We start from the raw sequence: 7,887 nt of genomic DNA, 5'->3' as shown, positions 1-7,887 counted from the left end.
CCCCCTTGACCACCCCCGCGCCCAACAACCCCAACGCCAGGGCGTCGACGTCGGCCCGAAGCTGGGCGTACGTCCAGCGTCGGCCCGTCGGGACCTCGACCAGGGCCTCCCGCTCCGGGTCGGCCGCGACGGTCCGGTCGAAGTTGTCGCCGATCGTGTCCCCCAGCAGCGGGACGTCGGAGATTCCGGACGCGTACGACGGCAGCGCAGGGGTGGAGGTGGTCACCTGCGTCCTCCTCTTGGGGTGCGGGCGGCGCAGCGTTGTGCGCCCGGTCACGTGATCGCGACACATCCTGCCGACGACCGGGCCCCGGGCGCCACCTCCTCTTGGGGAGGAGCGGGAAAACGCCCTGCGGTCGGGCGATACGCTCGGACGATGCACGACCCCCGTGTCCTGCTCGATCCCGCCACCGACGCGGTGCGCAAGCTCGCGCGCCGCGGCTACTCCCTCGACCTGGAGCGCCTCGAGAAGCTCCTGGGCGGCCGCAACGCGGCCATCCAGAAGGGCGACGAGTCCCGGGCCGAGGCGAACCGGCTGCAGAAGGCGGTCAAGGGCGCGTCCCCGGAGGAACGGCCCGCGCTCGTCGAGAAGGCGCGGGAGACGAAGGCCTCCATCACCCTCGCCGAGGAGGAGCACCGGGAGCTCGAGGCCCAGCTCACCGAGTACCTCCTCGAGATCCCGAACCTCCCCGCCGACGAGCTGCCCGACGGCGCCAGCGACGAGGACGCCGTGGAGATCCGGACCTGGGGCGAGATCCCGGCCGTCGAGAACCCGCTCGACCACGTCGACCTCGGCGAGAAGCTCGGGATCCTGGACCTGCCGCGCGCGACCAAGCTGTCGGGTCCGCGGTTCGCCGTGCTCAAGGGCCGCGGCGCGGCGCTGGAGCGCGCGCTCGCCCGGTTCTTCCTCGACCTGCACACCGAGCAGCACGGCTACACCGAGTGGTCGGTACCGGCGCTGGTCACACGCCCGACGATGACCGGCACGGGCCAGCTGCCGAAGTTCGAGCAGGACCTGTTCCGCACCGAGGTGGCCGACCGGGAGCTGTTCCTCATCCCGACGGCCGAGGTGCCGCTGACCAACCTGCACGCCCGCGAGACCCTCGCCGCCGAGGAGCTCCCGCTGGCCTACACCGCGCAGACGCCGTGCTTCCGCTCGGAGGCCGGGTCGTACGGCAAGGACACCCGCGGGCTGATCCGGGTGCACGAGTTCTCGAAGGTCGAGCTGGTGCGCATCGTCGACCCGGCCCGCTCGCGCGAGGAGCTGGAGGTCCTGCTCGGCCACGCCGAGGCCGTCGTCCAGGCGTTGGGGCTGGCCTACCGGGTCGTCCGGCTCGCGGCCGGCGACATCGGCTTCTCCGCCGAGTACACCTACGACATCGAGGTGTGGCTGCCCAGCCAGGGCCGCTACCGCGAGATCAGCTCGGTCTCGGACTTCGGCACCTTCCAGGCCCGCCGCGCCTCCATCCGGACCAAGGCGAAGGACGGCGCCCGCGGTTTCGCCGCCACGCTCAACGGCTCGGGCCTCCCGATCGGCCGCACCCTCGTCGCCGTCCTGGAGCAGGGGCAGCAGCCCGACGGCAGCGTCCGCATCCCGCCCGCCCTCGTCCCCTACACCGGCTTCGAGGTCCTCGAACCCGCCTGACCTCCCTTCCTCGAGTCGCGCTCCGACCTCCGGTTCGGGCCCGGGAGCCGCCGGTCGGCCTCTGCGCCTCCCCCGGTCGGGGCAGGAGCGGAGTGGGTGGATGGTGGGACCCTCGGACGGTGGGCGGGGTGCCGTCCTGCAGCGGCCCGGCAGTGCCGGGCCGAGGCGGTGAGCAGCGCACCCGGCCGAGCGAGGGTCGTGAGTGATCACCGGGAGCAGCCATGTCAGTCGCCGAGACCCGTGACGGCGTCCTCGAGGTCCCGATCATCGACATCGCCCCGTTCCGCACCGGCGGCCCGGAGGCCGAACGGGACGCGGTGGCCCGCGCCGTCGACCACGCCGCCCGCACGGTCGGGTTCATGCAGGTCGTGGGGCACGGGATCCCGCAGCCGACGCTCGACGCCTTCACCGCGGCCATGGACGCCTTCTTCGCCGAGGACCTCGCGGCCAAGTCGGCGTACCGCTGCCCGCCGGGCGTGAACCGCGGGTACACCCCGCCGAAGTCCGAGTCCCTCTCCCACAGCCTGGGCCTCGCGTCCGCCGCGGATCTCTTCGAGGCGTTCAACGTCGGCACCCAGGCGAGCGACTTCCCCGGCGTGGAGCTGTCCGAGGCGGACTACGAGACCAACGTCTGGCCCGACACCCCCGGCTTCCGCCCGGCCGTCGAGGCCTGGTTCGCCGCCGCGGGCGGGGTCGCGCGGGCGATGACGCGCGTCTTCGGCCGCGCCCTCGGCCTCGGCGAGGAGCACCTGTCCCACTTCACCGGGCACTCCGTCGAGGTGCTGCGGATGATCAACTACCGGCTCCCGGCGCCCGACACCGAGCTGGAGCCGGAGCAGGTCGGCATGGGTGCGCACACCGACTACGGCGTCGTCACCGTGCTGTGGGCGGATGCCGTGCCCGGCCTGGAGATCCTCGACGGCGAGGGCCGCTGGCACCCCGTGCTGCCGGCACCCGGCGCGCTGCTGGTGAACCTCGGCGACGCCCTGGCGCGGTGGACGAACGACCGCTGGATCTCCACGATGCACCGGGTCGCCGCCCCGCGCGTCGACGGCGTGCTGGTCCCCCGCCGTTCCGCCGCCTTCTTCCACGACGGCGACGTCGACGCCGTGATCGCGCCGCTGCCCACCTGCGTCGACGCCGAGCACCCCGCCCGCTACGAGCCGGTGACGCTCGGCGAGCACCTGCGGGCCAAGCTCGCCGGCTCCCGTGGCGGCGTGCTCACCGAGGGCGCGGACCGCGAGGCCGCTCGACTGTCACGCTGAGGCCGGAGCCCGACACGCCCCACCCGACCGGGTGAAAACCGCGCTGGCATCAACTCCGCAGATGCGGGAGCCTTATCGGAGTGACACCGCTCCTTCGGGTTAGGCCACCCTGCTCTCGATGCCCTGACCTGGGTCGTCACGAAACGGACCCTTCCGACTACCCACAGATCTCTGTCGCTCCGTCACGTCACTGTCGTATCCGGTCGTCGTTGTCGCCGCACGTACGGACGAACGCTCCCCGCCTCGTCCCGGTATGTCCCCGACGAAGAGGACCCCGGATGGCCAACCACCGCTTCGCCCCCGCCCCCAGCAAGCCGCCCAGAGAGCCGGGCACCGGCCTGCGCGCGCCCCTCGGGCGCCGCAAGTTCCTCGGGTACCTGATCGCCGCGCCGACCCTCGTGGTGGCGGCCGAGCTCACCCGGGAACAGGTCTTCGGCGGGCCGTCGGCGTCCGCGGCGCCGATCCCCTCCGCGCCGCAGACCCCCGAGGCCTACGACCTGCTCGACCTGCTGCGCGACGCATCCCGTCCGACGGCGAACCTGATCCGCGTCGAGGTCAACAGGGACGGCACCGTCTCCTTCGCGCTGCCCCGCTCCGACAACGGCCAGGGCATCGTCACCTCGACACAGATGATCATCGCCGAGGAGATGAACCTCGACGTCGACCAGGTGCACGTCACGCTGGCCGACGCCCGCCCCGAGCTGATGTTCAACCAGATCACGGGCGGGTCGAGCACCACCTTCACCACCTACACCCCGATCCGGGTGGCGGCGGCCCTGGCCCAGATGCGCCTGCTCGACGCCGCCGGGCAGCTGCTGCAGCAGGACGTGCGCACGCTCTCGGCGCGCGCCGGCCTGATCCGCGACGAGGCCGGCAAGGTGCTCTCCTACGGTGACCTGACCGAGGCGGCCGCAAGCGCCGTCGACAAGCAGGTCGAGGTCGCGCTGAAGCCGCGCGAGCAGTTCACGGTCATCGGCAAGCCGCAGAGCAAGACCGACGCGCGGGACATCGTCACGGGCAGGAAGTGCTTCGCCACCGACCTGCAGATCCCGAACGCGCTGCCCACCGTGATCTGCCGGGCGCCCGAGCTCAACGGCACCCCGGACAGCGTCGACAACATCGACGACGTGCGGAAGATGCCCGGGGTGACCGACGTCGAGGTGGTCTCCACCGGCGTCGCGGTCCGGGCGAAGACCTTCGGGCAGGCCATCGACGGCGTCCGGGCCCTGCGGGTGCAGTGGAACGACGGCACCGCCCACGGCGAGGACGACGAGTCGATCCTGGCGAAGCTCCGGGCGGCGGAGCTCCCGCTCGCCGTCCCGGCCGGGGTCGGGGACACCGTCGAGGGCTCCTTCACCTTCTACTTCAAGAGCAACAGCTCCCTGGAGACCAACTGCGCGATCGCCGACGTGAGCCACGGCCGCGCGGAGATCTGGGGCCCGATGAAGAACCCCATCGCGGCGCAGAACGCGATCGCGGAGAAGCTCGGGATCCCGCAGGGCTCGGTGGTCGTCCACGTGACCCAGGGCGGCGGGTCCTTCGGCCGCAAGCTGTTCTTCGACGCCGCGCTGGAGGCCGCCGAGGTCTCGCAGACGATGGGCAAGCCCGTCAAGCTGATGTGGACCCGCGCCGACGACTCCCGGCAGGGCCGGGTGCACCCGATGGCGACCTCGCGCATCCGCGCGTCGGTCACCAAGGACTCGGTGCTGTCCTACGAGCAGCGGCACACGAGCGTGTCGACCGACTTCACCCACGGCCTGGGCGAGGCGTTGACCGCCACCGGCGCCAAGGCACCGGGCGGGAACCTCACGTTCGCCGAGTCGATCTTCGAGCTGACCCAGGTGACGCCGTACGAGTACGGGGTCTCCACGCGGCTGCTCAACGAGGTCGACATGGGGTTCAACACGGGGTCGATGCGCAACGTCTACTCCCCCGACGTGGCCACCGCCCGCGAGGTCGTCACCGACCAGCTCGCCGCCAAGGTCGGCCAGGACCCCTACGAGTTCCGCCGCCAGTTCCTCAAGAACGACCGGATGCGCGCGGCGCTCGACGCCGTCGCCAAGGAGGGCCGCTGGGGCCGGTCCATGAAGAAGGGCACGGCCCAGGGCATCGGCTTCCACACCGAGTACAAGGGCGTCTCCGCCGCGCTGGTCGAGATCGACTGCCGCCCCGACACGGTGAACCGGCCGATCCGCGAGGGGGTGACCGGACCGCGCGTCACCCGGGTGACCTTCGCCGTGGACGTCGGGCTCGTGATCAACCCCAAGGGTCTCGAGGCGCAGATGATGGGCGGGATCAACGACGCCATCGCGCTGATCCTCACGTCCAGCCTACACCTGACCGACGGGCACTTCGTCGAGGCGAGCTGGGACAACTACTTCTACACGCGCGAGTGGAACACCCCGCCGGAGATGAACATCATCGTCCTCGACTCGCCCTCCGACGAGCCGGGCGGCGCCGGGGAGTTCGGGGTCGCGGCCACCGCCGGGGCGATCGCCTGCGCCTACGCCCGGGCGACCGGGCTGGTGCCCCAGTACTTCCCGATCAACCACAAGGACCCGTTCCCGTTCGAGCCCAAGCCGCTGGTGCCGCCGATCCCCGAGTCGCCCACCGACGGCCTGCGCTACACCTACTGACCCCGTTCACCACGAGGGAGAGCAAACCCATGCCCACCCACACCTTCACGCTCAACGGCGAGCGGGTCAGCGTGGACGTCGAGGACGACGTGCGCCTGCTCTGGGTCATCCGCGACCTGCTCGGCGTCACCGGCCCCAAGTACGGCTGCGGCATCAACGTCTGCAAGGCCTGCACCTCGCACATCAACGGCAAGGCCTTCAACCCGTGCTCGGTCCAGGTCTGCGACATCAAGGACTCCGACGAGGTCACGACCATCGAGGGCCTCGCCGACGGCGACGAGCTCCACCCGATGCAGCAGGCCTGGCTCGACCGCGACGTCCCGCAGTGCGGCTACTGCCAGCCCGGCCAGATCATGGCCGCGGTCGCCAAGGTCCGCCAGTGCCGGGCCGAGGGCCGCGACGTCGACGACGACGCCATCGAGGAGATCCGCAACATCTGCCGCTGCGGCACCTACAACCGCATCCGCGAGGCCATCAAGGCCGGCGCGGAGAACATGTGAGGACCGGAATGAAGAAGCGCATCATCGGCACCCTCGCCCTCGGCGGCGCCCTCCTGCCCGCCGGCACCGCGTTCGCGGCCGAGGCCCCGGCCGGCGACCTCGCCCAGGGCGCCAGCGCCGCCCAGGCCACCGCCGCGACCGCCGCCGCGTCCTTCCTCGACGCCGCGGACGGCAACGGTCCCACCGGCGCCGACGCCGTCGAGAGCGAGCTCCCGCACGCCAGCGCGAACTACCTCGACGGTCCGGCGAGCGGCCTGCTCGACGGCCCCTTCGACTGACCGACGCGTTATGGTTCCATAACGCGCAATTCCCGGGACCGAGAACGCATTGTGGAACCATGATGCGCTCAATTCGGGCCTCGGAGCGCGTTATGGTTCCATACTTCGTTGGAACGACGGTCTACAGGCCGGCGGTGTTCAGGAGCAGGTTCGGGGTGCCGCCCTCGTCGCCGCCGGCGATCTTGCCAGGGGTGGCGTGGCCGACGATCCACTGCTTGATGGTGGCGCTGGGGGCGTCGCCGTAGGTCTGCTTGTAGAGTGCGGCGACCCCTGCCGCGAAGGGCGCGGCCATCGACGTCCCGGTGTACGAGGCCGTCCGGCCGCCGGGCGTCGTCGCGACGATGCTCGTCCCGGGGGCGTACACGCTCACGCACGGGCCCGTGCTCGACGAGCTGTTGCGGCGGTCGTCGATCGTCGAGTTGGCCACCACGAGCACCCCGGGGGCCGCCCGCGGGGCGACGCCGCAGTCGTTCGCACCGCTGTTGCCGGCCGAGGAGGCGACGAACACGCCGTCGTCCACCAGCTTCGTGACGGCCGAGAGCAGCGCGTCCGAGGGCCCGTAGCTCCAGGACATGACCGCCACCGCCGGGCCGCCCTTGTGGTTCTGCAGCACCCAGTCGATGCCCGAGAGCAGCGAGGAGAGGGTGCCGGAGCCGTTGCAGTCGAGCACCTTCACCGCGCGGACCTGCGCGTCCTTCGCGACGCCGTGGTCACGCGAGGCCGCGATCCCCCCGACGACCGTGCCGTGGCCGTCGCAGTCGGTGTTGTTGTCGTCGATCGTGTTGGTGCCCCAGCTCGCCCGCCCGCCGAACTCGGGGTGGGTGACGTCGACGCCGGTGTCCACCACGTACACCGTGACCCCCTGCCCGGTGGCGCGGGTGGTGTAGCGGCCGTCGAGCGGGAGGTCGCGCTGGTCGATGCGGTCGAGGCCCCAGTTCGGCGGGTTCTCCTGGGTCGCCTCGGTGAGCCCGGGCACCTGCGCCGGGCGCGGCTCCAGCGGGTCGATCCGCCGGTCCTCCTCGACGCCGAGGATCCCGGGCAGCCCCCTGAGCCGGGTGAGCTGGTCGGCGGTGAGCCGGGCGGCGAAGCCGGTCAGCGCCCGGGTGAAGACGGTCGTCGGCGAGACCCCGACCTCGGAGGCGGCGTCGGTGGCCTGCTGCGCGTCCGTGGCGAGGACGACGTAGGCGCCCGGCACGGCGGCGGCCGGCGCGGTGGCCGGCGCCGTGGCGGCCGGCGCGCCCACCGCCGGGTCGACGGAGAGTGCGGGCCCGGCGGTGTCGGCCGGGCTCGCCAGCGCGATCGAGCCGGTCACCGGGAGGAGCCCGACGGCGATCGCGACGCAGGCGAGCCGCAGCAGCTGACGTGTCACGGAAAGCGACGGTAGGCCCCCATCGCCGCGTGACATAGGTACACGATAGTGGCTCGGGTGACTCCTGTGACCCAAGAGGTGACCCTGGGTTGCGAGGCTCGTCGACGTCTGAATCGGCCCGGGCGGATAGCGCCGCCCGCTAGTGGTCTCGGGCGTTAGTTCGTCGGGGGTCTGAGGTCGTGCCAGGCGTTGGG

6 protein-coding genes and 1 pseudogene are annotated in these 7,887 nt (G+C 71.9%); 5 read left to right on the top strand and 2 right to left on the bottom strand.

Going from position 1 to position 7,887, the window contains the following annotated elements:
• Positions 1-226: pseudogene (locus LWC33_RS33965) on the bottom strand (AMP-binding protein); the annotation flags it as partial.
• 150 nt (positions 227-376) lie between these two features.
• Here LWC33_RS33965 and serS point away from each other — a divergent pair.
• The 5 genes from serS to LWC33_RS33940 all read left to right on the top strand — a co-directional run bounded on the left by serS (position 377) and on the right by LWC33_RS33940 (position 6,324).
• Entirely contained in the window at positions 377-1,645 is a 1,269-nt protein-coding gene (serS, locus tag LWC33_RS33960) for a serine--tRNA ligase (protein ID WP_233308814.1), read from the top strand.
• 221 nt (positions 1,646-1,866) lie between these two features.
• Positions 1,867-2,910, top strand: a complete 1,044-nt coding sequence (locus LWC33_RS33955; protein WP_233308813.1) for an isopenicillin N synthase family dioxygenase — start codon at positions 1,867-1,869, stop codon at positions 2,908-2,910.
• Between the two features lie 278 nt (positions 2,911-3,188).
• A complete protein-coding gene (locus LWC33_RS33950) occupies positions 3,189-5,546 on the top strand; it encodes a molybdopterin cofactor-binding domain-containing protein (RefSeq protein ID WP_233308812.1) in 2,358 nt (785 codons plus the stop codon).
• Between the two features lie 29 nt (positions 5,547-5,575).
• A complete protein-coding gene (locus LWC33_RS33945) occupies positions 5,576-6,046 on the top strand; it encodes a (2Fe-2S)-binding protein (protein ID WP_233308811.1) in 471 nt (156 codons plus the stop codon).
• 8 nt (positions 6,047-6,054) lie between these two features.
• Positions 6,055-6,324 carry a hypothetical protein gene (locus tag LWC33_RS33940; protein ID WP_233308810.1) on the top strand — a complete coding sequence of 90 codons (270 nt, stop codon included), beginning with the start codon at positions 6,055-6,057 and terminating at the stop codon, positions 6,322-6,324.
• A 121-nt stretch (positions 6,325-6,445) separates the two neighbouring features.
• Here LWC33_RS33940 and LWC33_RS33935 read toward each other — a convergent pair whose 3' ends face one another.
• Positions 6,446-7,693: a S8 family peptidase gene (locus tag LWC33_RS33935; protein ID WP_233308809.1), complete on the bottom strand. Its 1,248-nt coding sequence runs from the start codon at positions 7,691-7,693 to the stop codon at positions 6,446-6,448.
• Between the last annotated feature and the right edge of the window lie 194 nt (positions 7,694-7,887).

It is taken from the genome of Pseudonocardia terrae, assembly GCF_021343995.1.
Lineage (GTDB): Bacteria > Actinomycetota > Actinomycetes > Mycobacteriales > Pseudonocardiaceae > Pseudonocardia > Pseudonocardia terrae.
This window is presented reverse-complemented; position numbering and strand designations above follow the sequence as displayed.

Excerpts from the sequence above, each read along its gene's own strand:
- serS (WP_233308814.1), top strand. The coding sequence starts at position 377 with ATGCACGACCCCCGTGTCCTGCTCGATCCCGCCACCGACGCGGTGCGC.
- LWC33_RS33955 (WP_233308813.1), top strand. The coding sequence starts at position 1,867 with ATGTCAGTCGCCGAGACCCGTGACGGCGTCCTCGAGGTCCCGATCATC.
- LWC33_RS33950 (WP_233308812.1), top strand. The coding sequence starts at position 3,189 with ATGGCCAACCACCGCTTCGCCCCCGCCCCCAGCAAGCCGCCCAGAGAG.
- LWC33_RS33945 (WP_233308811.1), top strand. The coding sequence starts at position 5,576 with ATGCCCACCCACACCTTCACGCTCAACGGCGAGCGGGTCAGCGTGGAC.
- LWC33_RS33940 (WP_233308810.1), top strand. The coding sequence starts at position 6,055 with ATGAAGAAGCGCATCATCGGCACCCTCGCCCTCGGCGGCGCCCTCCTG.